General features: G+C 56.7%; 25 protein-coding genes. 21 read left to right on the forward strand and 4 right to left on the reverse strand.

Features of this window, described 5'->3' with window-relative positions; all coding sequences use genetic code 11:
• Positions 1-47 precede the first annotated feature (47 nt).
• The 3 genes from NUV55_RS04990 to fdxA form a co-directional block, all read right to left on the reverse strand.
• Positions 48-3,521, reverse strand: coding sequence for an exodeoxyribonuclease V subunit beta (locus tag NUV55_RS04990; protein WP_296670920.1), 3,474 nt, complete (start codon positions 3,519-3,521; stop codon positions 48-50).
• A gap of 279 nt (positions 3,522-3,800) precedes the next feature.
• A complete protein-coding gene (locus NUV55_RS04995) occupies positions 3,801-6,716 on the reverse strand; it encodes a PD-(D/E)XK nuclease family protein (RefSeq protein ID WP_296670921.1) in 2,916 nt (971 codons plus the stop codon).
• Complete coding sequence (fdxA, locus tag NUV55_RS05000) at positions 6,706-7,029, reverse strand: ferredoxin FdxA (protein ID WP_296670923.1); 324 nt, start codon at positions 7,027-7,029, stop codon at positions 6,706-6,708. Before fdxA ends, NUV55_RS04995 begins: the two co-directional genes overlap by 11 nt.
• A gap of 218 nt (positions 7,030-7,247) precedes the next feature.
• Here fdxA and NUV55_RS05005 point away from each other — a divergent pair, with 218 nt between their 5' ends.
• The 7 genes from NUV55_RS05005 (at position 7,248) to NUV55_RS05035 (ending at position 13,105) form a co-directional block, all read left to right on the forward strand.
• Positions 7,248-8,984 carry a hypothetical protein gene (locus NUV55_RS05005; protein WP_296670924.1) on the forward strand — a complete coding sequence of 579 codons (1,737 nt, stop codon included), beginning with the start codon at positions 7,248-7,250 and terminating at the stop codon, positions 8,982-8,984.
• Positions 8,985-9,174: 190 nt separating this feature from the next.
• Positions 9,175-10,188 carry a hypothetical protein gene (locus NUV55_RS05010; RefSeq protein ID WP_296670926.1) on the forward strand — a complete coding sequence of 338 codons (1,014 nt, stop codon included), beginning with the start codon at positions 9,175-9,177 and terminating at the stop codon, positions 10,186-10,188.
• Between the two features lie 91 nt (positions 10,189-10,279).
• The gene (locus NUV55_RS05015) at positions 10,280-10,636 is read left to right on the forward strand and encodes a transposase (RefSeq protein ID WP_296670927.1); all 357 of its coding nucleotides are present in this window, start codon (positions 10,280-10,282) and stop codon (positions 10,634-10,636) included.
• The gene (locus NUV55_RS05020) at positions 10,606-11,445 is read left to right on the forward strand and encodes an IS3 family transposase (RefSeq protein ID WP_296671042.1); all 840 of its coding nucleotides are present in this window, start codon (positions 10,606-10,608) and stop codon (positions 11,443-11,445) included. The genes NUV55_RS05015 and NUV55_RS05020 overlap by 31 nt, the downstream gene beginning before the upstream one ends.
• An 83-nt stretch (positions 11,446-11,528) precedes the next feature.
• Positions 11,529-11,792, forward strand: coding sequence for a hypothetical protein (locus tag NUV55_RS05025; RefSeq protein WP_296670929.1), 264 nt, complete (start codon positions 11,529-11,531; stop codon positions 11,790-11,792).
• A gap of 95 nt (positions 11,793-11,887) precedes the next feature.
• Entirely contained in the window at positions 11,888-12,289 is a 402-nt protein-coding gene (locus tag NUV55_RS05030) for a hypothetical protein (protein WP_296670930.1), read from the forward strand.
• Between the two features lie 99 nt (positions 12,290-12,388).
• Complete coding sequence (locus tag NUV55_RS05035) at positions 12,389-13,105, forward strand: class I SAM-dependent methyltransferase (protein WP_296670932.1); 717 nt, start codon at positions 12,389-12,391, stop codon at positions 13,103-13,105.
• A 66-nt stretch (positions 13,106-13,171) separates the two neighbouring features.
• On the opposite strand, the gene NUV55_RS05040 is transcribed toward NUV55_RS05035, so the two are convergent.
• Positions 13,172-13,969: an inositol monophosphatase family protein gene (locus NUV55_RS05040; protein ID WP_296670933.1), complete on the reverse strand. Its 798-nt coding sequence runs from the start codon at positions 13,967-13,969 to the stop codon at positions 13,172-13,174.
• Between the two features lie 139 nt (positions 13,970-14,108).
• On the opposite strand from NUV55_RS05040, the gene NUV55_RS05045 reads away from it, so the two are divergent.
• The 14 genes from NUV55_RS05045 to ispG all read left to right on the forward strand — a co-directional run bounded on the left by NUV55_RS05045 (position 14,109) and on the right by ispG (position 25,730).
• A complete protein-coding gene (locus tag NUV55_RS05045) occupies positions 14,109-14,840 on the forward strand; it encodes an RNA methyltransferase (protein ID WP_296670935.1) in 732 nt (243 codons plus the stop codon).
• A gap of 50 nt (positions 14,841-14,890) precedes the next feature.
• Positions 14,891-15,685 (forward strand): serine O-acetyltransferase, encoded by a 795-nt coding sequence (cysE, locus tag NUV55_RS05050; protein ID WP_296670936.1) that lies wholly within the window; start codon positions 14,891-14,893, stop codon positions 15,683-15,685.
• A gap of 59 nt (positions 15,686-15,744) precedes the next feature.
• Positions 15,745-16,203, forward strand: coding sequence for a Fe-S cluster assembly transcriptional regulator IscR (iscR, locus tag NUV55_RS05055; RefSeq protein WP_296670937.1), 459 nt, complete (start codon positions 15,745-15,747; stop codon positions 16,201-16,203).
• A gap of 143 nt (positions 16,204-16,346) precedes the next feature.
• Positions 16,347-17,561, forward strand: coding sequence for an IscS subfamily cysteine desulfurase (locus NUV55_RS05060; RefSeq protein ID WP_296670939.1), 1,215 nt, complete (start codon positions 16,347-16,349; stop codon positions 17,559-17,561).
• A 38-nt stretch (positions 17,562-17,599) separates the two neighbouring features.
• Positions 17,600-18,007, forward strand: coding sequence for a Fe-S cluster assembly scaffold IscU (gene iscU, locus NUV55_RS05065; RefSeq protein WP_296670941.1), 408 nt, complete (start codon positions 17,600-17,602; stop codon positions 18,005-18,007).
• Positions 18,008-18,040: 33 nt separating this feature from the next.
• Positions 18,041-18,364 (forward strand): iron-sulfur cluster assembly protein IscA, encoded by a 324-nt coding sequence (gene iscA, locus NUV55_RS05070; RefSeq protein ID WP_296670942.1) that lies wholly within the window; start codon positions 18,041-18,043, stop codon positions 18,362-18,364.
• Positions 18,365-18,383: 19 nt separating this feature from the next.
• On the forward strand, positions 18,384-18,923 hold the full coding sequence (gene hscB, locus NUV55_RS05075) for a co-chaperone HscB (protein WP_296670944.1): 540 nt from the start codon (positions 18,384-18,386) through the stop codon (positions 18,921-18,923).
• 49 nt (positions 18,924-18,972) lie between these two features.
• Complete coding sequence (gene hscA, locus NUV55_RS05080) at positions 18,973-20,868, forward strand: Fe-S protein assembly chaperone HscA (RefSeq protein WP_296670946.1); 1,896 nt, start codon at positions 18,973-18,975, stop codon at positions 20,866-20,868.
• The gene (gene fdx, locus NUV55_RS05085; protein WP_296670947.1) at positions 20,865-21,203 is read left to right on the forward strand and encodes an ISC system 2Fe-2S type ferredoxin; all 339 of its coding nucleotides are present in this window, start codon (positions 20,865-20,867) and stop codon (positions 21,201-21,203) included. The genes hscA and fdx overlap by 4 nt, the downstream gene beginning before the upstream one ends.
• Before the next feature lie 18 nt (positions 21,204-21,221).
• Positions 21,222-21,419: a Fe-S cluster assembly protein IscX gene (iscX, locus tag NUV55_RS05090; protein ID WP_367280356.1), complete on the forward strand. Its 198-nt coding sequence runs from the start codon at positions 21,222-21,224 to the stop codon at positions 21,417-21,419.
• Positions 21,420-21,721: 302 nt separating this feature from the next.
• The gene (gene rlmN, locus NUV55_RS05095; protein WP_296670951.1) at positions 21,722-22,822 is read left to right on the forward strand and encodes a 23S rRNA (adenine(2503)-C(2))-methyltransferase RlmN; all 1,101 of its coding nucleotides are present in this window, start codon (positions 21,722-21,724) and stop codon (positions 22,820-22,822) included.
• Complete coding sequence (pilW, locus tag NUV55_RS05100; protein ID WP_296670952.1) at positions 22,819-23,583, forward strand: type IV pilus biogenesis/stability protein PilW; 765 nt, start codon at positions 22,819-22,821, stop codon at positions 23,581-23,583. Before rlmN ends, pilW begins: the two co-directional genes overlap by 4 nt.
• Before the next feature lie 3 nt (positions 23,584-23,586).
• A complete protein-coding gene (locus NUV55_RS05105) occupies positions 23,587-24,597 on the forward strand; it encodes a helix-turn-helix domain-containing protein (protein ID WP_296670954.1) in 1,011 nt (336 codons plus the stop codon).
• Positions 24,597-25,730 carry a flavodoxin-dependent (E)-4-hydroxy-3-methylbut-2-enyl-diphosphate synthase gene (gene ispG, locus NUV55_RS05110; protein ID WP_296670955.1) on the forward strand — a complete coding sequence of 378 codons (1,134 nt, stop codon included), beginning with the start codon at positions 24,597-24,599 and terminating at the stop codon, positions 25,728-25,730. The genes NUV55_RS05105 and ispG overlap by 1 nt, the downstream gene beginning before the upstream one ends.
• The last annotated feature ends 6 nt before the right edge of the window (positions 25,731-25,736 follow it).

Consider the following 25,736-nt stretch of genomic DNA (forward strand, 5'->3'; position numbering starts at 1 on the left):
TACTCTCTATTTGTTTCCCCCGTGTTCCCCGTGGCCAGAAAAAATTCTTAGAACGATAATTCCACCATGCCGCCGCAGGCAGTAAAGAGCAGTAACAGTCTCAATTTTTTGCCCGGCCAGAGTCGTCGCGCCCCTTCGCCGTATTGACGCATCTGTTCCCTGAAGTTCTCCGCCAGTTGCGCGATGTTTTCCTTCGTGGCGCGTGCATGCGTTTTATAATCGATAACCACGATTTCTTCATCGCGCAAGATGAGCCGGTCGATGACGCCATCGACGTCGCGTTCGCCATCATGATAAAGAATCGGTATTTCATTGCGTGCTTCCTGATAGCGCGTGGGATCAAAGAAATCGTGGAATTCCGCGCGATCGACCACGGCGCAGGCTTCCTGCCACCACTGGTTGAAATCCTTTTCTTCCAGCCACTCACTAAATTCCTGCCATATTCTTTTTTCGATTGTTGTGTGCGCCTCACCGTTGGTCAGTCGTTCCAACATGCGATGAATCACATCGCCGCGACGTTTCGCTTGCGTGCGGGTTTCAGAAAATCCAGCGGTTTCGTCCGGTTGATGGTCATCCGTCGTGGCCGAACGGCTGGGATTGAGTATTCCGGTCTCCGGCATTGCGGAAAGAGGTATCGTCAGGAGCGGATCAATGACGAATCCGGCGTCGGGGGTTGGTATCTCGGGTGGTAACGAAGATGGTGGCTCACCGTATTCCAGCCAGGCACACGTGTTGAATACAGTTTTTCCCTCGTCCAGGGAAACCTGACTGAGATTGAGCCCCACGTGTGCCGCTTCACCGGAATCCCCGGCTTGGCGAAGGCGTTTTTCGATAAAACCGTACCAGCCGCGATCGCCCTGTCCGGGCTCGCAGCCTGAGATATAGAGCATCTGCCTGGCACGTGTCAGCGCGACATACAGCAGATTGGCCTCCTCGCGACGGATCGACCATTGTTGTTCATTCTGGAGTGAAAGGCTGACGTCATCATTATTCTTCTTGGTACCGGCAAGGTGAAAATAGCGAGGACGCGGATCGTTCACCGGCCAATCAATCAGCGAACGCATTCCGCGATCGCGGTTTCGGGAGCCTCGCGCCGCGTCGGCGAGGAATACCACGGGCGCCTCCAGCCCCTTGGCAGCGTGGATAGTCATCACGCGCACCCGGGGCTGGCGGTTCCAGGCCGGATCGGCGGGAGATTTATCGTCGTCTTCTGAATGTCTTTCGAGATAGGTCAGAAAATGCGCCAGGCTTGGGTAGCGCCCGCTATCAACTTCCAGCGCCAGCTCAAGAAAACGATTGAGATTGGCCTCCACGCGTGGCCGCTGATGCGGGATCGCGGCGGCGAGGTAGCGGGCCACCACGTTGCCCTCACAGTAGATACGGTCGAGCAGATCGTGTACCGGGAGATGGCCAACATAAGCTCTCCAGTGCGGCAATAAACGTTGCGCGCGGGACAAGGCGCTGTCTGGTGTCAGGCCGGGGGCCAATCGGGCCAGACGTTCACGCCAGGATCCGGGCGGATGTTGGGCAAGGAGTATTAAGTTGTCTTCCGTGGCGGCGAAAATGGGTGAGCGCAGGGCTGAGGCTAGCGCGAGATCGTTATAGGGTTCGATCAGGTTGCGCAGCAGGTGCATGAGGTCGCGCACCTCCAGCGACTGCATAAAGGCCCCCCGACCTGATCCTATATAAGGTATGCCGGCACGCCGCAGGGACTCTTCGTAAAACCGGGCATGAGTACGATCGCGCAGCAGGATCATGATGTCGTCCCCGGTTATGGGGCGCATCCTGTTCTTGTCGGCGACAGGATTTCCCAGAAGCTGCCGGATTTTCCCGGCGATCAAGTCGCCTTCCTCGCGATGCCGCGTGTCTTCATCCGTCTGGCGTGGTTGTTCCAGCGGGTTTCTCCATGCCTGATCCGTATTTTCCCGTGGCAGGTCCAGCCGCCGGATGAGCGGCAGCAACTCGGCCCGGCCCCATAATTGCTGATGGTGCGTGTCGTGTTTCTCGAAGTCCTGCAACGGATAATCACCGTCTGTTTCGATTTCAGTGTCGCCGGGGCGATGAAAGACAAGATTGACGAACCGGATAATGGCAGGCGAAGAGCGCCAGGACAGATGCTGCGTCAGCGTTTGTGCTTGTGCATGTTGTTGCAGCCAATGGCGGGCTGTATGAAACAGGCGCGGATCGGCGCGGCGAAAACGGTAAACCGACTGTTTTTCATCACCGACGAGAAAGACGCTACGACGACGCTCCGGGTCTCCGGCCACCATCTCTTGCAGCAGCGGCAGCAGCAGGCGCCACTGGGTCGGGTTGGTGTCCTGGAATTCATCCACCAGCAGATGGTCGATACGCTGATCCAGTTTGAATTGCACCCATTCGGCATGGCGGCTACGGTTCAGCAGTTGGTAGGTATTCCATTCCAGGTCGGCGAAGTCGAGCAGGCCACGCCCCCTCTTGAGTCGCTGATATTCTTCGAGCAGCGCCACACCGCACACATACCAGGCCTGGGAGATGCGGCATGTCTTCTGACGTTTGAACTCCGCAATGGCCGCCATCAACTGTGCAGCGATCCCCTGATGCAGGTTGACCAGATCATTGGCATGCTTGGCGCCAAGTTTCTTTTCCAGCACCTGAGAGCGCTTCACCTGGCGCGGCTCATCCTTATCGGTCAGCAGCACGGTACGAATCCGATTGAAGGTTTGCTGTGAAGGCGTCCCGTCCGACAGCGCGCGTGTCAGGTCCGCGACATGTTCCTGGTTCGTCGCCGTAGGATGACCGCCCAAAAGTTCTGCATAACGTGCGATTTGTTGACGCATTTCGGGATTTTGGACAAAGGCGATGAGCGGATCGGCGTCGTCGGTAGTGCCGAGCAATTGCCGAAGTTGTGTCACGGCAAAACCCTCAGGGTCTTCTTCATTTTCGGTATAGGCCCACCAGTCGCTGCGGTGTGCCAGAAAATCATTCAGCGCCGTACTTGTGCCGGCCACGCCAGCGCATTCTTTCAGCAGTGTATCCAGCGCCCCGGATAACACGCCTCCTTTTTCTCGGAACGCATATTGGTCTAGCGCAAGCCAGGCGGCTTGCTCCAGTTCAGCCGTTGTCTCGATAAGCTCAAATCCCGGCGGTACGTCCGCCTCGAGAGGGAAACGTCGCAGTATTTCCTGACAGAAGGCATGAAACGTAGTTGTGCGTAGGACGTGTATCGCGCCCAGATGTTTTTCATAAAGCCCGCGCGCGATGTTGCGGCTTGTCTGATCGGTTCTGGCGCCGATTTCGGTGAGCTGTTTGACGAGCGTTCCCTCGTCGCTCGCGGCAAGGGCGAACAGACGTTCGGTGACGCGTTCATGTATTTCGCCGGCGGCCTTGCGCGTAAAGGTGATGGCCAGGATGGCGCCGGGCTCGCTGCCTTCGAGCAGCAGGCGAATGATGCGGCTGGTCAGCAGCCAGGTCTTGCCGGTGCCGGCGGCGGCATGGACCACGACGTTGTTTTCCGGGGCGGTGGCGAGTGCAGCATCAATCATGGTTGCGGACCCGGATGGGCGGTCGATAACCGGCGTATAACTTCATGTATTTCCATGGAAATATAAAGGTTTGCCGAAGGTCCGATTGGCTTGCAACTTGGGCTCCCCGGCCTATATTTATAAGAGGAAGGGAAGCCAAATAGGGACATATCGTAGCTGACGACATCGGAAGTAAGCAGGGAAGTCTCAAGGGATGCAAGGATGCATTCTGGAAGCAAGTGATCAGTAGAAATACCGGAGGCGGCCATGAACGGCCGCCTCTTTTTTTATCTCGATCACTTACGATGCGGATGATTCTGGTTCGGCCCACATTTCGCGGCGACACAGCCCCTCCATTTCACAAATCCGGCAAGTTTCCATGTCACCCCACGCGGGCAATGGTGTTTCAGCATCAAGGCGGCGTTTGAGCAGCATCAATCGTTCACGCACTGCCGCGCGCAACAGGGCCAGTGACTGGCCATCGAGAGTTGCCTTTTCATTTACGTTCTCGCCGTCCAGCGCAAGAAATGTCGCCTGTGTAACATTTTCCTTTTCCAGCAACAGGGCATAGAACGGAAGCTGGATATTTTCACCTCGGAGCACCTCATCACGTGAGGGCACGGAACCGGTTTTGTAATCGATGATGCCATACCCGTCCTTGCCATGGTCGAGGCGATCAATGCGCCCGGTAAGGGTGATTTGTGTTTCACCTTCGAGAAACTTTTGTTCTCTCTTGATTTCCGATGCCTCAGCCTGCCACTGCGCTGCACGTTTCATTTCCCATTCCACATAGGCCGGAATGCATTTCTCCCAGCGGTAGAGCCAGCCTCGTGCCAAGAAGCGCCGGCGCAGATCCTTGGCGAATACCTGTTGCGAAATCTGGTGCAGCAGGGCCTCCGCGTCGGGTCGGGTGGCGTCATCGAGCTTGGCTCGCCACGGACCGGCAAGACCGGGCATGCCGGTATGGAAGGCTTGCAAGATGCGATGCACATGGATCCCGTAATCCACTTTTTCGATTTCCTCGCGCACTTCGTCTTCCGGCGCCAGACCCAGACCGCGGGCCGCAAAGAACTGGTAGGGGCAATTGACCAAACGCTGGTAGTCCGTGGCAGTAAATGCCGCTGGCAACATGGATGGCGGCAGGCGCGCGGCCGGTGGTGCCACGGGCGTCGGCAGCGGCGCATCGCGCACGACAATGATGGTATCGGGTTGTAGCACGAGCCATTCCAGTTCGGGATCGCGCAGTGAAGTGTTGTAGGATATTTCGTGAAAGGCGCGCAGGCGTTCCACCCAGGGGCTCGGGACCAGGCGTTCGCCTTCGTGTTCACGGCGCAGGCTAACTACTACGCGCGGCGCGGCTTCGAGCAGACGGCGGAAATCCTGAAGCAGCGCGGCGTAGCGCCGTGCCAGCGACGGCAAGCCCAGTTCGGTGCGCGCGCTGTCATTAAAATACGGGGGCGCGCCGATTTGCCCTGGCAGGTGTTCGCGCACCGCCCCGGCGACAATGAGCGCATCGAAGCGGTAGAGCCGCGATTCCGCGAAGCTCATCAGTTCCACGCCGCGCCCTTGCATCGGCGGATGAAAACGGCGCTGTTCCATGCCGCGCCGCAGCCACTGGTGAAAATCGGCCCACGACAGGCGCAGGCTGCTGTGCCGGGCGGCTGAGCGCATTTCATCGAGCACGTTCAACAGTTCACGGCCGGCGTCGTCTTTTTCAAACCCCGCCGACAAACCCAGGTTTTCAAGGCTTTTGAGCAGTGCATCCAGGAATTCCAGCAAGGCTCGCGGCCGTGCCGTTGTCAGGGGAATCAGGGGAGACGCTGCGTCTTCCAGCCGGTCCATCAACTGTGTCAGCGCTGTGCCAGCCGCGGCGTGTTCTTCGCGCCAATCAGTCTTGGCGCGTTCAAGGCCGTGACGGTAATGCTCGACCCCGGAAGTGATGTTGTATGAGCGAATGACGGTTTGCTCGAACAGGGAGACGAGGCGGTCAAATTCCGGTTGCCTGACGCCAAGTTGCAGAAAGGGCGATTTCAGCAAATCAAGCAGAGGGGCGTGGGAGAAATTCTGCTCCATGCATTCGAGCCAGCGCGCCAACGCGGTCGCGGCGCTGGTGGTCGAGAGTGTCCAGCCACCGGCATCTACCAGCCCGATGTGGGCACGTTCCAGTAGCGCGCGCACACGGCGCGCCAACTTGCGGTCGTTGGTGACGATGCCGATATCACGCAGACCCTGTGTGAGCCAGCGTCGTACCTGAAGATCGATGGCGCGTGCCTCGGATTCGGCGTCCGCCGCCTCATGCAGAATCAGACGTGCTTGCGCGGGACTGGTCGGCGAAGCCGCCGCCTGCTGCTGGGCGCGCTGCCGCAAGTTGCCATCCTCTGAGGCAAAAACACGATCGAGAAAATCTGCATACGCGTCGCGTGCGGGGATGGCCTGTAATTTTTCCTGCAATGCGCTCAGAAGATACGTCGTCGGATTTTCCGGATCCTTGTTGCCGGGACCATGAATCAACAATGTCAGGCTCTGACGGGCAAGCAGTGTTTTGATCCAGTTTATTTCCGCGCGCGAGAAATCCACGAAACCGGCCAGATAGACCCGGGTATCACCCGTTAGTTGACCGGCGCTTCGTTCCAGACCGTCCGTGAATTGCAGCGTTTGGTCCTGAAGATCATTTCTCTTGAGACGCTCGCGCCATGCGCCCCACAACACGTGCACCAGCTGTGCCTCGTCGCTGAACGGTGAAACATCGCCCGTCCCGGCATTGTGGCCCGGTGCAATTTGCCGAATCAGATCGGCGGGGTTTTCTGGCAGTTGGCATTCCTGAAGCGCCAGATCGTCGAATAATGCCAACAGGCTGTCAGCCAGCGGCCAGTCGCCGTAGGCCCGGCGCCAATGGGGATAATCGTGCAGCACATCGAGCAGCAGGATTTCACGCGCCGTTGTGCTCAGCCGACGCATGTTGCTGTCGGCAAAGCGTGTTGCCCAGGATGCCAGCGTGCCGGTGAAGGGCGGGAGCAGGGCGGTGAAATTTTTCAGCGCCGCCTGTTCCCGGAGTATCCGGCGAAAACGCGGCACGGCGCTGCTATGGGGGAGCAATACAGCTTGTTGGCTTAAGTCCGGAAGACGGTCTTTATGCCGTTCCAGCAACAGCATGGCGAGATGACATAGCGGATCGTCTCCGTAGGGGACCAGTATGACCGGTGCGTCAGCGCTCAAGGTACTTGAGTTTGTTGGGCTTATCTTCCCACTCGGCCGCGTCCGGCGGTCCGGGTTTTTTCTCGGTCAACACTGGCCATTTTTTAGTCAGTTCGGCGTTGATGGCAGTGAATTGCTTCTGGTCTTCCGGCAAGTCATCTTCCGCAAAAATGGCGTTTACCGGGCATTCGGGTACACACAGGGTGCAATCGATGCATTCTTCGGGGTCAATGACCAGGAAGTTAGGGCCTTCATGGAAACAATCCACGGGGCAGACTTCCACGCAATCCGTGTATTTACAGCGGATGCAGCTTTCCGTGACCACGTACGTCATTGATGCTCTCCAGAAATTTTAAAGCGGGCCGAATAATACACGCGTGCGCCAATGCGTGGAATAACTGAAGACCCTGTTTATATTCGCTATAAATCGGCGATAAACATGGGATTTTTCCATTATGCAGCAAGATGTCCCGGCACTACACGCACGGCATGTGCTATATAATCACTTGATAGTATTCGGAAATACTTTGAGACCACAGACAGGAAGTCACGGTGACCGGACTGGCTCTCACATTACCTACTAAGCGTGTCTCGGCCTGGATGGCGGAGACCGATCCCAAGTACGCGCAAGCGTGGATCGCTTCCTTGCCGCTCGCCGACAGCGCGGAGACAGCACGGGAAGTTTACCAGGCGCTTTATACCCTCAATCGTCAGGATCTGGACGCCGCGCGTCGCTTCGAGCTGATGGAGCTTTACAACGCTCCCGTAGCCACTGTCACCTCCACATTGGAGTCGTATTTTACCCGTGCCGCACTGCCGCTGACGCCGAAGAAACGCCAGCTGGCGGAGTTTATCCGCCAGTTGCACATGGAAATGGCCTACGGCTACAAGGGCTGCCTTCAGGATCTGGAAAAGCAGCGGTTGCGCTGGGGCAAGAAATCCTTGCGTGCGCAGGCGCTGGTGCGCTCCCTGCATTACCTCGGCGAGATGTTGCTGCATTCCTATCAGGTGTACATGCCGTATCCGCCGGAGGTGTGGCGCGAGATACATGCCATCTATCAGTATGCCGCCGAACACGATTTGACGCAGGAGGTGCTCGACTCGCCCGCGCCCACGACTGCCAAGACCACGATCAGCCACGAATACATTCACATCCTGCTCCTGGGTTTGAGCAATCCTTATCAGTTGCCGCAGGGTGAATGCCGGCAGGTGCAACGTTTCCTGCATCAGTGGAGCGCCAAGGCGGAGCTGAGAGACGCTCTCAAGTCCGCACCATCGGCTGGATATTTCCTCATCGATCCCGCGACCGATTCACCGCCGGTACCGTTTCCTCAAGGCGAGGCATTCCAGCCGGGTCAGGGGGTGCGACTGCTGGATGCCGTGGAACTGCTGCGCTCCATTCAGTTTTTCATCCAGCGCCTGCAACAGGGCGACAGCGCCCGCGCGCTGTCGCTGGGTATTGATTGCCTGGATTCCGTCTGCCTCGACATGTTGCAACGCATGATGCGCTCTTGGGGCCAGTTGCCCAAGCGGCAGTTCTCGCGTATTCAGCGCAGTGGCCCGGCCTTCGTGTGTGCCGGTATCCAGGCGCTGCATTTTTTTGCCAGCGGCCAAAAACCATTCGCTCCACCGGTAAGTGTTGCCAAACACGAAGCCACTGACGACCGCGTGATTCTCCCGTCGCATATCGAGGAAGACATCACACGCGAGGTGCGCGCGGACGAGGAGGATTTCATCGCGCTCGACGAACCGGTGGCGGTGGGGCCGATGCCGCAGACGGAACCGCGCGAGAGCACCGTTTCTTCCGGCGAAGGATTTCGTGTCGATCGCTGGCAGATCAAGGATGCCGCGCCCAAGGGGCTGCAATTGGTGCGCTTTGGCAGTTCACACACCTATGTACGTGTCGGCGATGCCGTGGGTATCCAGCAGATGGACGAGATCGGCCGTTGGAGCGCCGGCGTGGTGCGCTGGATGAAAAGCCCCGAGGCCGGCAGCTTGGAAATGGGCATTGAATTGCTGGCCTCCGGCGTCAAGCCGGTGGCGGTCGCCCTGGTGCGCGGCACTGGCACAGGCGATTATCAGCCCGCGCTGCTTCTGCCAGCCATCGAAGCCCTGCGCCGCCCGGCCACGCTGCTGTTGCCGCGCGGTGTTTACGCTCCCGGCAGCAATCTTTTGCTGGCGGAAGAAACGGAAGCAATCCGCACCGTGCGCCTGTTGCAGCGGCTTGAGTATACGAACGTCTTCGAGCTGCTGGTGTTTGCCGACGTTGTCCCCGATCAACGGGGATGAAGCCGCCAAAGCTTGCAGGGTTTGTCGGTTTGGTTATTGACCCATGTAATGATGAAATGTGACCTAAGTAACTGTTGAAAAACCATTTATGACTGACCGGACCGCCAGGTTAGACGTCACGGGGCCAGGTTATACGTCAGAATGTGACGTCTAAATTACGTTAGAACTACTCGCAACATAGGGCTGCGATATGTCAGCAGAAATACAGTTTCACATAGGCGTTGGCATCAAGGCGCCGATCTCCGAGGGGTCGTATGAAGTCGGCCACGCCAGAATCGATGTGCATTACCCGAAGGTGATAAATCTGGGCCTTGGGTCAATGCCGCTACCTCATGGGCTAAGCACCGTCTTTGTTGTTACTTGGTCTGACGCCCATGGCGACGATTCAAAATACTTAAAAGCAAAAACACATCACCGCCATCTCGTCATTCATAAAGCCCTGGACTCCATAAATGAGTTGCTGCAAGCATATAAACTTGTGCGCATGGGGCACATCGATGGCTGCGGCGTAAGAACAATTGGAAAATATGACACATTGTTTTACTTTTCCACAATAGATGGGCAGTCCAGCGGCGACTTGAATGTGGGTTGGAAAGCTGGTCTTGGCAATATCTCACCAGAGTCACCTCACGATCCGTTCGGAACCACGGGCCTGGCGAAGCCCCACATAGGTACATCCACACTTCCAGTGGCTAGGCGTTTTTTACGATGCTATGAGCTTTTAGAGCACGGCTTCTACTCGGAAGCTTTCATCATCGCCTTTTCCGCCATGGATGACTTGATTCAGGAAATGCTACATCAACAATTAGCCTTGCGGGGAATGAGCAAGAAATCAGAGCGAGACTCCTTGCTAAGAGGCATTAAAGAAAGCAGGCTAAAGCTATATCTTGGGCCGGTTCTGAAAATTGCATGCGGCAACTCAATTAAAGAGCTTTGGGAAAGCTCAGAAAAAGCACTTCAGTGGATAAATGGTATTAGAAATGAGATCGCTCATGGAGGGCTCAAAGCCAACCATGATACGGCTGCAGTCGGCATTTATGCCTGCATAAAGATTCTTCAAACCCTGCACGAAGCGAAGTTGATCAACGTTGAATTTCCGGTGGAGTTTTTTAGGCATGCAAAAATCACGGCAAGTTGGACGAGCGACCCGCCAAACTGGGTTCCTCAGGGAGCCGTTGCCGAGAGCATGGACTATGCTCCATAAGTCCCACAGTTCTAACTGGCGGTTCAACGCGGACTGAACCTACCCCGAAAAAATAGACACCTCCCTTAAGGCAGTTACCCGGAGGTGTTGAATGAGAAGGAAAGAGAAGCACACGTTCTACAATTACCAGTTCAAGCACACGGCGGTGAAGATCACCGACCACCCCCATATCCAGTCGATCGATGTCGCCGAGGCGTTGGGGATCCACCCCATCATGCTGTATCGCTGGAGACAGGAGATGCGCGAAGGCAAGATCAAGGATAACGAACAAGAGGCCCGCTCCCGGTCGGAACTGCTGGACGCCAAGGCCAGAATCCGGACGTTAGAGCGTCAGCTCAAGGCGCTTCGCGAGGAGAACGTTATATTGAAGCAAGCCGAGAGGTTCTTTCCCGAAAAAAAGTCTCGGCGTTCCGGTTCATCGCCGAACACGAAGGGCGGTGCCCGGTAGCGGCCCTGTGCCGGAAGCTCGGCGTGTCGCGCAGCGGCTACTACGCCTGGCGGGACCGGGAAGCGAGCCGGCGCCAACTCGATGATCAAAGGCTCCTGCCGGTGATGCAAGCCATCCTCAAGGCGAGCCGCGAGACCTACGGCTATCCCCGTGTGCACGCGGCCTTGAAGGCCCGGAACATCGTCTGCGGGAGAAACCGGGTGGCCCGGCTCATGCGGGAAAATGGCCTGAAAGCGCGGATGGCCCGGCGCTTCAAGTACCACCGCCATCGCGACTGGCTGTTCGCGAAAACCCCGAACCTCCTGCTGGATCGGCCCCACGCCACCGCGCCGAACCAAGTCTGGGTCGGGGATGTGAGCTACATCCGGGTACGTAAGAAATGGTCGTATATCGCGATCGTCATGGATCACTACACCCGCAAAATCCTGGGCTGGAGCTTCTCGCAGAGCCACGATGCCGCGCTGACCCGCGAGGCCTTGCTCATGGCGGCCCAGACGAGCCCGCCCCACCAACACACCATCTTCCACTCGGACCAGGGCTCGGAGTATGCCAGCAAGGAGTACCGCGCCGTCCTGGAATCGACCGGGTTGCGCATCAGCATGAGCCGTAAGGGCCACTGCTGGGACAACGCCCACATGGAATCCTTCTTCGGGACCCTCAAGACCGAGATGGTGTACTTCCAGAAATTCCAGCAGCTGGAGGAAGCCGTGGCCTACATCGCCGAGTACATCCGCTTCTACAATTGCGAACGGCTGCATTCCAGTTTAGGGTATTGCACGCCCAACCAGTGCGAGGCTAATGCAGCATGACGGGTGTCTACGGAATCGGGGTAAGGTCAGACATCAAAAGCTCCGCTTTTGACGCCGGTTAACCTATACGTTAGGGGTTTCACATGAAAGGTTATGCCGCATTATTGAACCCAGAGTCACACCCAGCCATTCTCGAATTGATAGCTGATTATATTCATCATCGCGGTTCTCTTTCTTTTGTTTTTTGCGATTCAGTTGAGCATGTGGGGCCTTATGTTGAACTCGCGCTAGTTCGGAAAGATCACGGGCCGTGGAAAGTTTTGATTCCTTTTTCATCTGTCCTCGCTATCTGTGACGCATCCGAAACACAAGACGGGCTTGGTTTCTTGCGTAATGAAGCATGTTAATAAAAACCACTAACCCGGCGCTCAAGGCGACTCGCCGCTGCGCGGCTCGCGCCTTAGCTCGGCGTTGGGCATCTCATATGAACAGGAACCCACAAATGCATATCAAAATCCTACATATTCTCGTGCCTGCACTTGCTCTGTTGTTTGCTGCCGTGCCTGCCTTCGCACAGCAGTCACTTCAAAACCGCCTGTTTCAACGTGCGATTGAGGCAACAAAGTGTGAAGAAATTCCCAACAATGGGCGCTACTGCACATACAAATTTGGGAAGGTGCTTCAAGTAGGCATTAAGGATGTCGGCGGCTCAGATACGGTAGTCGGCTTTCACAACTCCAATATCAATAACGAGTTGTACGCTGTGCTGTACTTTGGCTGCGTATCTATTGTTCCCGGTCACGCTCACCCAAAAAACTACGACCGAGATTACGGAGTGTTTATTTCCCCTAAAACTGGGACTATTTACCGTACATCTTCTGAGTGCCAGGCTTCGTTGAAGTGATGCCCAACCCATCCATCAACACGGACTGGCTTACAGCGGGCTTCGCCCGCCTCCAGCCAGCCGGTTATGTCACACGTTGGGCTACTTGAGAGAATCACAATGAATCGACTGCGAAGTATCGTAAAATCAGTATTGAAATCAGTCTTGCCTCTTCGAATCCACCGGTTACTGCGCGCCAGGCACCGTGATTTCGTTTTCTGGCGGGCCATGAAGCGTTTCCTGAAACATCCCGAAGCTTGCATACATCCAGGTGGTTCCGTAATCAATGATTTGATATACGGTTGGGGAAACGAGGATTGGAGTGCTCGAGATGAATATCTCGTATGTTGTTTGGAACATGCACTGACTGTAAATGCCCCAATACTGGAATGTGGCTCTGGGTTGTCTACGATCCTGGTTGGGGCTGTCGCGAAAAGGCGTGGCTATAGCCATTGGGCTTTTGAGCACACACCGGAGTGGGCCCACAAGGTGCAACGATGCCTCAATAAATACAAGATCGATTCCGTCGTCCTCCATGCAAAGCCGCTTAAGGATTTTGGTAGTTTTTTCTGGTACGACCCGCCTTTGAAATCGATGCCCGATAGTTTTGCCTTGGTCATTTGCGATGGTCCTCCCGGCAGCACTAAAGGAGGAAGATATGGTCTTGTACCCATCATGAAGGAAAGACTAAAGCAGGGTTGCGTCATTTTGCTCGACGATGCTGGTCGCAAAGAAGAGCAGGAAATCGCAAGGCGTTGGGAGACTGAGCTTGGCAGCCCCTTTGAAGTTCTTGGTCGCGTCAAGCCCTACATCAAAATGACGATGGTTGGTAAGTGATACTAAAACCCAACCTAACTTGGCGCTGCACTGGACAGGGATTCCACTAGCACTCCATCCACGTTTCTAACGCCGCAGCTCTTCCGTTAGATGCGGCTGTATAAGGCGCAGCATTTCAGCGTGGATTTTCGGGTTACCCGCGAGGATGTTGCCGCTTTCCAGATAACCCTGATTACCGGCAAGATCGGTGACCAGTCCGCCAGCTTCCAGAACAATTAAGGCACCGGCGGCCATGTCCCAGGAATTCAGACCAATCTCCCAGAAACCTTCGTAGCGCCCGCAGGCGACATAGGCCAGATCGAGTGCGGCCGAGCCGGGGCGGCGGATGCCGCTGGTGCTCAGCATGAATTCCTTCAGTGTCCCTACCCACGCATCCATATGTTGATGTGAGCGAAAAGGAAAGCCTGCACCTAGCAGGGCGTATTCAAGTTCAGTGACGCGGCTCACGCGTATACGACGGTCGTTCAGTTGGGCACCGTTGCCACGTGAGGCGGTAAAGAGTTCATTGCGCGAGGGATCGAACACTACTGCCTGGTCCAGCCGATCTTTATGTTTGAGCGCGATCGAAACAGCGAAGTGGGGCAGGCCGTGCAGAAAGTTGGTGGTGCCATCGAGCGGATCGATGATCCATACAAAATCATCGCCAGACTGAGCGCCGGTCTCTTCACCGAGAAAACCGTGGTGCGGATAGGCGGCGCGCAGGACCCGGATTATTTCATTTTCCGCCATCCGGTCTACTTCGCTGACGTAATCCTTGAGCCCCTTGGTCTCGACTGTCAGGCGTTCCAGCCGGTCGGCATGGCGCATGATGATATTGCCGGCGTTACGCGCGGCCTTGACCGCCATGTTCAGCATGGGATGCATAAGAATTACCGGATAATGTAAGAGAACGAAGATGCGCTGATGTGGGGCGGCATTGTAATCGGCTAGGCAGGGCGTTGAAAGCAGAAACGCAGCGCCCAAGCCTGTAGAATGCTCGCCGGTCATCCTCACAGGCCGGTTCATGGTCCCAGCGAACATCCGTATCGTGCTCGTGCGCCCCACCCACCCGGGCAATGTGGGCGCGACGGCGCGCGCCATGAAGAACATGGCGTTGCGCAGTTTGTACCTGATTGAGCCTGAAAAATTTCCCAGCCCCGAGGCCACGGATCGCGCCGCTGGCGCCGATGACGTGCTGCAGGGCGCGGTGATCTGCGCCTCGCTCGATGAGGCGCTCAAGGATTGCCACCTCGTTATCGGCACCAGCGCGCGCTCACGTCGTATCGAATGGCCCACTCTTGACCCGGCGGCTGGCGCCAGACGTCTGGTGGAGGGTGCACGGAACGGACCGGTGGCGCTGTTGTTTGGTCAGGAGCGCACCGGCTTGCTTAATTCTGAACTGGACCGGTGCCATTTCGTAGTAACCATCCCCGCCGATGAGGCGTATTCGTCCCTGAATTTGGCCAGCGCGGTGCAGATTCTGGCCTACGAGATATATCGGGAGGCTCTGGCCGGTGCCGCCGTCAGCCCGACTGAGGTGCGCGAGGGCAGGTTGGCGAGCAGTGATGACATGCAGCGCTTTTATCAGCACCTGGAAGAGGTGCTGCAGGAGATTGAATTCCTCAATCCGGATAAACCGCGGTACCTGATGCGCCGCTTGATGCGACTGTTTAACCGCGCCAGTCTGGACGATAACGAGATGAACATATTGCGTGGCATACTTAACGCCATTCAGCAGGGACGCCATAAAAATTGATTAAAATACTCAGGAATACTTATAATATTTAAATCAGGATATTAACTGCCATGTTTAAAAATCTGCGTGAATACCGGAACAGTATTTTCCAGCGTGATCCAGCGGCGCGATCCACGCTGGAAGTGTTGACGGCCTACCCGGGTGTGCATGCCCTCGCGTTCCACCGCATGTCGCATCGACTATGGATCTGGCGTTTGCGCTGGCTGGCACGAATGCTTTCCCAGCTGGGACGCTGGCTGACCGGCATTGAAATCCATCCGGGGGCCAAAATCGGCAAGCGCTTTTTCATCGATCACGGCATGGGCGTGGTCATCGGCGAGACTGCCGAGATTGGCGATGACGTTACCCTGTACCACGGCGTAACCTTGGGCGGGACCACCTGGCGCAAGGAAAAACGCCATCCCACTTTGGGGAATAATGTCGTGGTGGGGGCGGGTGCCAAGATTCTCGGCCCGATTATCGTGGGCGATAACGCCCGTGTGGGGTCCAATTCCGTGGTGGTTAAGGATGTCCCGGCCGGGGCCACCGTCGTGGGCATTCCGGGGCGAGTCATGAGCCCGAGGAAAGACGACTCTAAATCTCAGCTACGGGAAGCGATGGCAAAGAAAATCGGCTTCGATGCCTACGGCCAGAGCCCGGACATGCCGGATCCGGTGGCGCATGCGATCGATCTTATCCTGGATCACATGCATCTCATTGATGGTAAAATGAAAGTTATTTCCAGCGCGCTGGAAAAGTCGGGATTTAAAGTAAATCTCGACATGCCCGAAATTGATGTCAGCAACCTCGAAGATCCACCATCCGCCATATATCCGCAAAGAGATAAGCCCAAAGAGAATAGTTGACTAAATCCATCAAGTAAGTAGAATTACAAGGGTACATAAACCGTGTGGGAATATATCCTATGAAACTGACAACTAAAGGTCGTTATGCCGTGACTGCCATGCTGGATCTGGCGCTGCGTTATGACAAGGGCGCGGTCACTTTGGCAGACATCGCCAAGCGCCAAGGCATCTCGCTGTCATATCTTGAACAGTTGTTTGCCAAACTGCGACGCAGTGGTCTGGTGGATAGCGTCCGTGGCCCGGGTGGAGGTTACAACCTGGCCATGGAACCGAACAAGATCTCGGTGGCCAAGATCATTGTGGCGATCAACGAGAATATTGACGCGACGCGTTGCGGTGGTGAGAGAAATTGCCATGGTGACGAAACCTGTCTGACGCACCAGCTGTGGGAAGACCTGAGCACCCGTATTCATGATTTCTTGAACGGAATCACCTTGGGCGATCTGGTTAACAAGCCGCATGTGCAGGAAGTGGCCTCGCGTCAGGAAGGAAGAATGCAGGCAGCAGCGCATTCCTGATCGTTGCGTAGTTTGATCATGCCGGTTTTTCTGAATGCGGTGAGCGTGATTCACGCACGTCGGCACGACGACGTTGCGGAAGATTTTGATTCGGCCTTACTGTTCTCCGTTCCAAGGCATGAATTGGAGATGATGCAAAGATTATGAAAAAGCCTATTTATCTGGATTACTCCGCGACCACGCCGGTGGACCCGCGCGTGGCGGACAAGATGTGCAAATATCTGACACCGGACGGTGAATTTGGCAACCCGGCCTCGCGTTCGCATCCCTTTGGTTGGCATGCCGAGGAAGCGGTCGAAGAGTCGCGCGCGCATATCGCTGCGCTGATTGGTGCCGATCCCAAGGAGATTGTCTGGACCTCGGGCGCGACTGAATCCGACAACCTCGCTATCAAGGGCGTGGCTAGCTTCTATGGCAAGAAGGGCAAGCATATCGTCACCTGCAAGACCGAGCACAAGGCGGTTCTCGACACCTGTCGCCAGCTCGAGCGCAGTGGCTTCGAGGTCACCTATCTCGATCCAGAACCGAATGGACTGCTTGATCTGGACAAGCTCAAGGCCGCCATGCGCCCGGATACCATCCTGGTTTCAGTCATGCACGTGAACAACGAGATTGGCGTCATTCAGGATCTTGCCGCCATTGGGAAAATCACACGTGAGCGTGGCGTGCTGTTTCACTCGGACGCGGCGCAAAGCACGGGCAAGGTGCCCATTGATGTGAACGCCATGAACATTGATTTATTGTCGATGTCGGCGCACAAGACCTACGGGCCGAAAGGTGTGGGGGCGCTGTATGTCCGGCGCAAACCGCGCGTCCGGCTGGAAGCCCAGATGCATGGCGGTGGACATGAGCGCGGCATGCGTTCTGGAACACTGGCCACGCACCAGTGCGTCGGCATGGGTGAGGCCTACCGTCTCGCGAAACAGGAAATGGCGACGGAGAACGAGCGCATTCGCGGTCTGCGCAACCGGTTGCTTAGCTCACTCAAGGGCATGCCCGAGGTCTATGTCAACGGTGACCTGGAACATCGTGTGGCGCACAATCTCAACATGAGTTTTAATTTTGTCGAAGGCGAATCGCTGATCATGGCGCTCAAGGACATTGCGGTGTCTTCGGGCTCGGCCTGCACCTCGGCGAGTCTGGAACCTTCCTATGTGTTGCGGGCGCTGGGTCGCAATGACGAACTCGCGCACAGTTCGATCCGCTTTACCATTGGGCGTTTCACCACGCAGGAAGAAATCGACTATGCGGCCGGGCTGGTGAAGGAAAAAGTTGCAAAACTGCGCGAGCTGTCACCGTTGTGGGAGATGCACCAGGAAGGCATCGACCTCAGCAAGGTGCAGTGGGCGGCACATTGAGTAGCGAATGATTTTGGCGATATTCAGGAGACACGACCATGGCATACAGTGAAAAGGTGTTGGACCATTATGAAAATCCACGTAACGTCGGGGTGCTGGACAAAGGCGACCCGAAAGTGGGCACCGGCATGGTCGGCGCGCCGGCTTGCGGTGACGTCATGAAATTGCAAATCAAGGTGAACGCACAGGGCATCATCGAGGACGCCAAGTTCAAGACCTACGGTTGCGGCAGCGCCATCGCATCGAGTTCGCTTCTGACCGAGTGGGTCAAGGGCAAGTCGATTGAAGAAGCAGGCAAGATCAAGAATACACAGATTGCCGAAGAACTTGCCTTGCCGCCGGTGAAGATCCACTGTTCGGTGCTGGCAGAAGACGCCATCAAGGCGGCGATTGCGGATTATCAGACGAAATCCGCGACCAGAGATCCGAAGGCCGACGCTGCCTGAGCAAGACCGGACCTGTAAAGGAGTAATGTTGATATGGCAATTACCATGACCCAGGCCGCCGCGGACCGCGTGCGGAATTTTATCGAGAAGCGTGGCAAGGGCGAAGGACTGCGCCTGGGTGTGCGGACGTCCGGTTGTTCGGGGAAGGCCTATGTCGTTGAGTACGCCGACAAGATCGAGCCTGATGACCATGTTTACGAGAGTCACGGCGCGAAGGTAATCGTGGACGCCAAGAGCCTTCTCTTTCTCGATGGCACGGAGCTCGATTACACCCGCGAAGGTTTGAGCGAAGGTTTCAAGTTTAATAACCCCAACGTCAAGGATGCCTGCGGCTGCGGGGAAAGCTTTAATACCTGAGACGGCGAGCGTCACCGGCATGTGCGCCGCACCGGGCAAAAATCACTTCGAACTTTTCGGTCTAGCGGCGGCATTTGATGTCGATGCCGACGACTTGGCGTCGCGCTACCGCGAACTTCAGCGACGTGTTCACCCCGACAAGTTTGCCAACGCATCCGATCAGGAGCGTCGGCTGTCCCTGCAAATGACGGCACTCGTCAACGAGGCTTTCATGACGCTCAAGGATCCTGTGCAACGTGGACGTTATCTCCTGAGCCTGCGTGGCGTTGATGTCGGTGAAGAAACCGACACGGCGATGGAGCCGGCGTTTCTCATGGAGCAGATGGAATGGCGCGAGAATCTTGAGGAAATCCGCCAGGCTGACAATCCGCACAAGCAATTGGCTGAATTGGCAAACCGGATCGAGCAGCGCATGCAGGATAAGATCGGAAACTTCAGAAGCTCTCTTGATAAGGACTCTCCCGAGGAGATCAGGAAAGCACGCAACATCGTGCGCGAGATGCAGTTTCTGGAAAAAATGCAGCAGGAAATTGATAATCTTGAGGAAGAATTGAGCTGACGTCAGGTTTTGTTGTAATCGCCGCGCGTCACCTCAGCTATTAACGATCATGGCACTGTTTCAAATCAGCGAACCGGGACAAGCACCAGCGCCACACGAGAGCCGTCTCGCCGTGGGTATCGACCTCGGCACCACCAATTCGCTGGTCGCCTGTGTACGCAGCGGCGTGGCGGACACATTGCCGGACGAACAGGGCCGCCATTTGTTGCCCTCTGTGGTGCGTTATCTAACGCAGGGCGAGCCGGTCGTGGGCCACGATGCCATGGCCGTGGCGCACGAGGACCCGCTGAACACCATCGCCTCGGTGAAGCGTCTCATGGGGCGCGGTATCGAGGATGTGCGCAAACTCGGCAAATCGTTGCCCTATGAATTTTCTCATGGCGAATCGGCAATGCCGCGCCTGCACACCATTGCCGGTGAGCGCAGCCCGGTGGAAATCTCCGCCGAAATCCTGAAAAAGCTTAAAAAACGTGCCACGGAAACATTGGGCGTGGATATCGCTGACGCGGTCATCACGGTGCCGGCGTATTTTGACGATGCCCAGCGCCAAGCGACCAAAGACGCCGCCCGCTTGGCCGGGCTGAACGTTTTGCGGTTGCTGAATGAACCCACGGCGGCAGCCATCGCCTATGGTCTCGACAGGAATCCGCAGGGTATTTACGCGGTCTACGATCTGGGCGGCGGCACGTTTGATATTTCATTGCTGCGGCTGAATCGTGGGATATTTGAGGTGATGGCGACAGCGGGAGACTCCGCGCTCGGAGGCGATGACATGGATCACGCCATTGCCGAATGGATCATGCGCGAGGCCGGGATTCGGGATGATGCCGATCAGCGGCAGATGCGCCGCCTGTTGCGCGATGCGCGCGTTGCAAAGGAGGCATTAACTCAAGCAGAACGGGTGCCTCTACACATTGATCTTGGCGATGGAAAAAGCTGGCGTGGCGAACTGGGGCGCGATCAACTTAATACTCTGATTGATTCCTTGATTGACCGCACTATTTCCCCCTGCAAACGCGTGTTACGCGATGCCGGAGTTCGTGCCAATGAAGTCGATGGCGTCGTGCTGGTGGGAGGGGCGACGCGCATCCCGCGCGTACGCGAGAAGGTGTCGCAGTTTTTCGGTCGCGAACCGCTCGCGGATATCGACCCGGACAGGGTGGTAGCCCTCGGTGCTGCCTTGCAGGCCGACGTGCTGATCGGTAACAAACGCGATGAAGAGATGCTGTTGCTGGATGTCATCCCCCTGTCGCTGGGGCTGGAGATCATGGGCGGTATGGTGGAAAAGGTTATTCCGCGCAACACCACGATCCCGGTCGCGAAGTCGCAAGACTTCACTACTTACAAGGACGGCCAGACCGCCTTGCTGATTCACGTCTTGCAGGGCGAGCGCGAGCTGGTTTCCGACTGCCGTTCGCTGTCTCGTTTTGAACTGCGTGGTATTCCACCGATGACGGCAGGTGCGGCGCGCATCCGCGTTACATTTCAGATTGACGCTGATGGATTGCTGAGCGTGTCGGCCAGAGAGCAGACGACGGGCGCTGAAAGTAGCGTGGTGGTCAAACCATCTTATGGTTTGACAGATAATGAAATCGAAAGAATGTTGCGTGAGTCTATTACATATGCGCATGAGGATGATGCAGCACGCAAACTCCGTGAACAACAGGTCAATGCCAGCCGCTTGCTGGACACGGTGCGCAGCGCGCTGGACGTAGATGGCGCACTATTGAGCGCGAGTCAACGCAGCGAAATTGAGAACGCCCTGGCGGATCTGCAAGCTGTGCGCGACGGGAATGATTTTGCACACATCAGGCGCACCATCAAGAAGCTTGACACAGCAACCCAGACGTTTGCCCAACTTCGCATGGATGAGAATATTCGCAAGGCTTTGGCGGGACACAGGATTGATGAGTTTGATATGTCTCGGGACAAATCAGCGTCATGACGCGACTGACTTTTCTGCCGCACCCGCAAATCTGTCCGGAAGGCAAAACCATCGATGCCGAACCGGGTATCAGCATCTGTGATGCGGCATTGAATGCCGGCATTTCCATTGAGCATGCCTGCGAAAAGGCGTGTGCCTGCACTACCTGTCACGTGGTGGTGCGTGAGGGTTTCAACAGTCTGGGCACCGCTGAGGAAAAAGAAGAAGATTTGCTCGATAAGGCTTGGGGTCTTGAGCCCGAGTCGCGGCTTAGTTGCCAGGCCAAGGTCGGCAGCCGGGATTTGGTGGTGGAGATCCCCAAATACACGATCAATCTTGTTTCCGAGCAACATTAGAAGGAGCCGACCATGGGGCTGAAATGGACCGATAGTCGCGAGATTGCCATTGAGTTGAGTGAGAAACACCCGGATGTGGACCCGATGTCCGTGCGTTTCACGGACCTTCACAAGTGGGTGATGGGGTTGGAGGATTTTGACGACGCGCCTGAACACTCCGGCGAAAAAATTCTCGAAGCCATTCAGATGGCCTGGATGGATGAACACGGCGCCTAGCCGCCGGATCCCGTGACGCAGCTTTTACGAAGACGGCGGCTGGCTGCGCCCATTGCCGAATGAGCGCTCGTCTCGGTCACTGGGCGCCAGTTTCGACCGGGGGTTTTACCGCCAAAATAGCCTGTATTCGTTGTCTGCCCCGTCATCTGACGCTACACTATATGCTCGGGATGGACGTAAAAATCCCTTTTATTCCAGAACTTGCGATGTAATTTTTGTGAAGCACCGGAGATGTCATGGCTGGGGAGTCCCCCCCGCTGGCATGACCAGACGCCGGTGCGAGTATCCGTTGAGGATCTGCTTTGTCAGCTGCTGAAAAAACCAATTTGTTAAATCTGGATCGCCTGGCGATGCAGGAGTTTTTCGTTGGCGTCGGCGAGAAACCGTTTCGCGCCACCCAGGTCATCCAGTGGATTCACCAGTATGGCGTGGATGATTTTGATGCCATGACCAACCTGGGCAAGGACCTGCGCGCACGCTTGCGGGACATGGCAGAAATTCAAGCGCCGGAAATCATTCAGGACCAGACAGCCGCGGATGGGACACGTAAGTGGTTACTGCGACTCAATGGTGGCAATGCCATCGAGACGGTATTTATCCCTGAAGAGGACCGTGGCACGCTGTGTGTGTCCTCGCAGGTCGGGTGCACGCTCAACTGCTCCTTCTGTTCCACGGGCCAGCAGGGCTTCAACCGCAGTCTGACCGTGGCCGAAATCATTTCCCAGCTGCTGGTCGCCAATCGCGCCCTGGGGCGCGACCCCAAGGGCGATCGCATTATTACCAATGTTGTGCTCATGGGCATGGGCGAGCCGCTGCTTAATTTTGACAATGTCCTGCCCGCCATGCGCCTGATGCTGGACGATTATGCCTATGGCCTTTCGCGCCGTCGCGTGACCTTGTCCACGGCGGGCGTTGTGCCGATGTTGGAACGTCTGCGCGAGGAATGCCCGGTGAGTCTGGCGGTGTCGTTGCATGCGCCAAACGATGCGCTGCGTGATCAGCTGGTTCCGTTGAACAAGAAGTATGCTATTCAAGAGTTGTTGGAAGCTTGCCGACGTTACTGCGCCGATTCGCCACGCAGCCGCGTGACGTTCGAATACGTGATGCTTGACGGCGTTAACGACAGTGTCGAGCACGCGCATGAATTGGTTGATCTGTTGCAGACCGTCCCCTCCAAGGTCAATCTGATTCCTTTCAATACCTTTCCGCAGACGCAATATCGGTGCTCTTCAAAGGCGATTATTGACCGGTTTCGCGAGGTTCTAATCGCGGCAGGACTTACGACTATCACGCGCAAAACCCGTGGCGATGACATTGACGCGGCCTGTGGCCAGCTTGCCGGCCGCGTGCAGGATCGCACACGCCGGCGCGAACGCCTGGTAATCAAGGCAAGTCAGGCATGAACGCACGTATCGTCTTCTCAGCGGCTGTTCTGCTGCTTGCAGGATGCGCCTCTTCCGCGGATCGCGAAGCAGATCAGGACAAGCTGAACAAGCTGGCAGATACTCATGTTCAACTAGGCTCCAGCTATTTTCAGCGGGGTCAGCTTGATGTGGCCAAGCAAGAGCTGGACAAGGCGCTTAAGCTCATGCCGGATCACTCGCAGGCCAACAACATCATGGCGGTGCTGCATTGGCGCTTCAAGGAGCATGACAAAGCGGAACAGCTTTTTCGCAAGGCGCTGGCCAGTGATGAAAAAAATGCTTCAGCGCAGCACAATTATGGCGCCTTCCTCTGCGATCGTGGAAAGATAACTGAAGGCGTGCGGCACTTCGATTCAGCCGCGGCCAACCCACTGTACCCTTACACGGGTGAAGTGAATCTGAATGCCGGCATTTGCTTGATGAAAAAACCGGCGCCGGCGGCGGCCGAGAAATATTTCCGCGAAGCCTTGCTCGTCAACCCAAAATTGCCCGGAGCGCTCTACCAGATGGCTAAAATAAGTCTGGATTCGGGACAGGCCTTGCCGGCACGTGGTTTTATTGAGCGTTATTTCCAGTCCGTAGAGGATACGCCCGAGAGCTTGCTGCTGGCGGTCAAAATCGAGCGCATTCTTCAGAACAAAAACGCCGAAGCCAGTTACGCACTGCGGTTGCGCGGAAAGTTCCCCACGTCGCCTGAGGTCGCGCAATTGCGCGTCCTGCCAGCTCCCCGAAAGAAGTAAGTCATGGATAACACGAAACCGGAATCTGCAGACGTTGTCGCGCCGCGGTCCGGGCCGGGCCGACTGTTGCGTCAGGCGCGGCTGGATCTGCGCCTTGCACCGGAAGACGTGGCGCAGATTCTGCACCTGTCGTCGAAACACATCATCGCCCTGGAAATGGATGATTATCTTTCCCTTCCGGGACCCACCTACGTGCGCGGTTATTTGCGCAGTTATGCGCAGTTGCTGGGGCTGTCGCCGGAAAAGGTGGTTGAGGCCTACAACAACCTCACGATTCCTTCCAAGCCGATATTGCCGCCGCAATCGGCACCGCCTCCACAGATCACCAGCAGTGATCATATGGTCAAAGCCGCCAGCATAGGAGTGGCTGTCGTTGTGTTGGGATTGGTTTTCCTGTGGTGGCAGAGCAACGATCAACTTTTCGAGCAGGCCAGCCAACCGTCCACTGAGACGGGGCAGGCGTCCATGAATGTTGCGCAAACTCAAGAAACATCGAGCGACACATTGCCCTCAGCAGCACCCGCTAACTTGCTGCCCACAAACGGCGGTGAGGCCGTGTTGCCAGGCGCCAATGTAACAACCGCGCAGAGCACGCCCGGATCGACAACGTCACCCAGCGGCCAACTGACGGTATCCGGCATGACGCTCAATGTAGCGCCGGTTGAAACTCCCAAACCGGCAGCGGCGGCTGCGAAGTCTGACGAGCGTGTCTCGCTACGCACACGGAAGGCGGTGGCAATTCCGCCAGGCGTGCCGCGGTCTCGTATAGTGCTGCACGCTCTCCAGGAGTCCTGGGCGGATGTCCGGGATGCGCAGGACAACAGGCTGTTATACGAAAATGTCCCGGCAGGACGACGCATCAGCATCGAGGGGGCGGCGCCGTTCAGCGTCTTCCTCGGCAACGCCGACGGGGTGCGGGTAGAGTTTAACGGGAAGAATTATGATGTCAGCCGGCACAAGCGCGGACAGGTCGCGCGCTTCACGCTCGGCGATGAAGCGGCGGTGAACAACTGATGTTTTGCGAAAATCCGATCAAGCGGCGTCGCAGTCTGCGTATCATGGTTGGTCATGTTGCCGTCGGCGGCGACGCGCCGGTCAGCGTGCAGAGCATGACCAATACCGAGACCACAGACGTCGCCGCGACGGTGGCTCAGATCCAGGCGCTGGAAAATGCCGGCGCCGATATCGTGCGTGTCTCGATCCCGACCCTGGATGCCGCCGAGGCCTTCGGCAAGATCAAACAGCAGGTGTCCGTCCCGCTGGTGACGGACATCCACTTCGACTACAAGATTGCGCTGCGCGTGGCCGAGTTGGGCGCCGATTGCCTGCGCATCAATCCCGGGAACATCGGGCGCGAGGACCGCGTGCGTGCTGTCGTGCAAGCGGCACGCGACTGCGGCATCCCGATCCGCATCGGCGTGAACGCCGGGTCGCTGGAAAAGGATTTGCAAAAAAAATATAGCGAACCCACGCCGGAGGCGCTGGTGGAATCCGCGCTACGCCATATCGACATGTTGAACAAGCTCGACTTTCAGCAATTCAAGGTGAGCGTCAAGGCGTCGGATGTATTCATGGCCGTGTCGGCCTACCGGCAACTGGCCACGCAGATCGAACAACCGCTGCATCTTGGCATCACGGAGGCGGGGGGTTTCCGCTCCGGCGCCGTCAAATCTGCCATCGGCCTTGGCATGTTGCTGGCAGAAGGTATCGGCGACACCATCCGCGTATCGCTCGCGGCCGATCCGGTGGAAGAGGTGCGCGTAGGCTTCGACATCCTGAAGGCTCTGCACATACGCAGCAAGGGCATTAACCTCATTGCCTGCCCCTCCTGCTCGCGCCAGGAATTTGACGTCATTGCCACCGTGAATGCGCTGGAACAGCGGATTGAGGACATTAAGGAACCGCTCGACGTCGCCGTAATCGGTTGTTGCGTGAACGGTCCGGGTGAGGCCAAGGCCGCACACATCGGTCTGGCCGGAGGTAATCCGAATTTGCTCTATATCAATGGTAAACCTGATCACAAGCTCGGCAATGAACAATTGGTTGACGAGATTGAGCGCGTGATTCGCGAGGAGCTGCAACGACGTCGCGAACGGGGCGTGTCAACGCCGGAAAAGAAAGTTTTCCCCATCAAGCAGACTGGTTGAGGGCAC

The sequence above is a fragment of the Sulfuricaulis sp. genome, from assembly GCF_024653915.1.
In the GTDB taxonomy this organism is placed as follows: Bacteria; Pseudomonadota; Gammaproteobacteria; order Acidiferrobacterales; family Sulfurifustaceae; genus Sulfuricaulis.

Excerpts from the sequence above, each read along its gene's own strand:
- NUV55_RS04990 (WP_296670920.1), bottom strand. The coding sequence starts at position 3,521 with ATGATTGATGCTGCACTCGCCACCGCCCCGGAAAACAACGTCGTGGTC.
- fdxA (WP_296670923.1), bottom strand. The coding sequence starts at position 7,029 with ATGACGTACGTGGTCACGGAAAGCTGCATCCGCTGTAAATACACGGAT.
- NUV55_RS05010 (WP_296670926.1), top strand. The coding sequence starts at position 9,175 with ATGTCAGCAGAAATACAGTTTCACATAGGCGTTGGCATCAAGGCGCCG.
- NUV55_RS05015 (WP_296670927.1), top strand. The coding sequence starts at position 10,280 with ATGAGAAGGAAAGAGAAGCACACGTTCTACAATTACCAGTTCAAGCAC.
- NUV55_RS05025 (WP_296670929.1), top strand. The coding sequence starts at position 11,529 with ATGAAAGGTTATGCCGCATTATTGAACCCAGAGTCACACCCAGCCATT.
- NUV55_RS05030 (WP_296670930.1), top strand. The coding sequence starts at position 11,888 with ATGCATATCAAAATCCTACATATTCTCGTGCCTGCACTTGCTCTGTTG.
- NUV55_RS05035 (WP_296670932.1), top strand. The coding sequence starts at position 12,389 with ATGAATCGACTGCGAAGTATCGTAAAATCAGTATTGAAATCAGTCTTG.
- NUV55_RS05040 (WP_296670933.1), bottom strand. The coding sequence starts at position 13,969 with ATGCATCCCATGCTGAACATGGCGGTCAAGGCCGCGCGTAACGCCGGC.
- NUV55_RS05045 (WP_296670935.1), top strand. The coding sequence starts at position 14,109 with ATGGTCCCAGCGAACATCCGTATCGTGCTCGTGCGCCCCACCCACCCG.
- cysE (WP_296670936.1), top strand. The coding sequence starts at position 14,891 with ATGTTTAAAAATCTGCGTGAATACCGGAACAGTATTTTCCAGCGTGAT.
- iscR (WP_296670937.1), top strand. The coding sequence starts at position 15,745 with ATGAAACTGACAACTAAAGGTCGTTATGCCGTGACTGCCATGCTGGAT.
- NUV55_RS05060 (WP_296670939.1), top strand. The coding sequence starts at position 16,347 with ATGAAAAAGCCTATTTATCTGGATTACTCCGCGACCACGCCGGTGGAC.
- iscU (WP_296670941.1), top strand. The coding sequence starts at position 17,600 with ATGGCATACAGTGAAAAGGTGTTGGACCATTATGAAAATCCACGTAAC.
- iscA (WP_296670942.1), top strand. The coding sequence starts at position 18,041 with ATGGCAATTACCATGACCCAGGCCGCCGCGGACCGCGTGCGGAATTTT.
- hscB (WP_296670944.1), top strand. The coding sequence starts at position 18,384 with ATGTGCGCCGCACCGGGCAAAAATCACTTCGAACTTTTCGGTCTAGCG.
- hscA (WP_296670946.1), top strand. The coding sequence starts at position 18,973 with ATGGCACTGTTTCAAATCAGCGAACCGGGACAAGCACCAGCGCCACAC.
- fdx (WP_296670947.1), top strand. The coding sequence starts at position 20,865 with ATGACGCGACTGACTTTTCTGCCGCACCCGCAAATCTGTCCGGAAGGC.
- pilW (WP_296670952.1), top strand. The coding sequence starts at position 22,819 with ATGAACGCACGTATCGTCTTCTCAGCGGCTGTTCTGCTGCTTGCAGGA.
- NUV55_RS05105 (WP_296670954.1), top strand. The coding sequence starts at position 23,587 with ATGGATAACACGAAACCGGAATCTGCAGACGTTGTCGCGCCGCGGTCC.
- ispG (WP_296670955.1), top strand. The coding sequence starts at position 24,597 with ATGTTTTGCGAAAATCCGATCAAGCGGCGTCGCAGTCTGCGTATCATG.